Origin of the sequence: Micromonospora sp. Mcm103 (assembly GCF_024519755.1) — a bacterium.
Lineage (GTDB): Bacteria > Actinomycetota > Actinomycetes > Mycobacteriales > Micromonosporaceae > Micromonospora > Micromonospora aurantiaca.
In genome coordinates, this window is sequence record NZ_JALJRJ010000052.1 from 1 (window position 1) to 1,619 (window position 1,619).

Consider the following 1,619-nt stretch of genomic DNA (forward strand, 5'->3'; position numbering starts at 1 on the left):
CTCGGCGGCCGGGGGCGACGGCAGGGCGCGGCGGTCGAGTTTGCCGTTGGCGGTCAACGGCATCGCGTCGAGCACCACGAACACGGCCGGGACCATGTACTCCGGCAGACGCCCCGCGCAGAACGCCCGCACCTCGGCATCGACGAAACCCGCACCCACGACATACCCGATCAACCGACCCTCGACCAGCAACACCCGCGCCTCAGCCACCGACGGATGCTCATTCAGCACCGCCTCAACCTCACCGATCTCCACCCGATAACCACGAATCTTGACCTGATCATCAGAACGACCCAGATACTCGAGCACCCCGTCGCCACGCCACCGAACCACATCCCCCGACCGATACAAACGAGAACCCGCCGGACCATACGGATCAGGAACGAACCGCCGCGCCGTCAACCCCGGCGAATCCACATAGCCACGAGCGACACCCACACCACCCACGAACAGCTCACCCACAGCCCCCACTGGAACCTGATTCAACCGCCCATCCAAAACCCGCACCACCATCCCGGGCAACGGCACACCGATCGGAACCACACCCGAACCACAATCAGCAGGAACCCGATACACAGAAGTACCCACCGACGCCTCAGTCGGGCCATACTCATTCACCAGACGACCCGAACCCGAATAACGACTTGCCAACACACCCGGCAACGCCTCACCAGCCACCACCAACACCCCAGCCAGATCACGCACCTGATCCACAGACAACTGCTGCGACAACACCTCCAAATGACCCGGAGTCAGCTTGAGAAACGCAAACGGACCCCACGACAACAACGCCGACCCCAACTCCGACAAATCCAGATCCTGCGGCAACACCACCACCGGCTGACCAGCCAACAACGGCGCCCACACATTCGGCACCACCAAATCAAACGCCACCGACGAAAACACCGCCCCACCCACACCACCACCCACCACAGACCCCGCCCCCACAAGATCCCGAACCGCCCAACCCACATGATTCGCCAAACCACGGTGCGACACCCCCACACCCTTCGGACGCCCCGTCGACCCAGACGTAAAAATCACATACGCCAACTCATCCGGATCCACCCCAACCGGCTCAACATCCACCAACCCCAAACCATCCACCACCACCACCGGACCCTCAAACACCCCCACCCGATCCCCGTGCGTCACCACCGCAGCCGCACCATCCACCATCGACCGCACCCGACCCACCGGAAACCCAGGATCCACCGGAACATAAGCCGCCCCCACAAACCACACACCCAACAACGCCGCATGCAACCACTCACCACGCTCCACCACCACACCCACCCGATCACCACGAGCCACCCCCACCGCCCGCAACGACTCAGCCACCGCACCCGCCCGACCCACCAACTCACCAAACGAAAGCTCAAACCCCACCCCACGAACCGCCACCGCACCCGGATCCCGCCCCGCCCGCTCCACCAACGCCAACGACACCGGACACCCACTCACCACACCCTCAACCCCAACCTCCCAACCAGAAACCACCCCCACCTCACCAACCGGCAACAACACCCGCGACGCATCACCCTCCGAATCAGCCGCCATCGCCTCCAACACCAACCGATACATCGACGCCAAACGCTCAGCATGCCCCCGAGACAGCA

At 63.6% G+C, this 1,619-nt stretch carries 1 protein-coding gene; it reads right to left on the minus strand.

Annotated features, from left to right (window positions below):
- On the minus strand, window positions 1-1,584 hold a 1,584-nt coding region (locus OC439_RS30125; protein WP_315985960.1), incomplete at its 3' end, for an amino acid adenylation domain-containing protein.
- Window positions 1,585-1,619 lie beyond the last annotated feature (35 nt).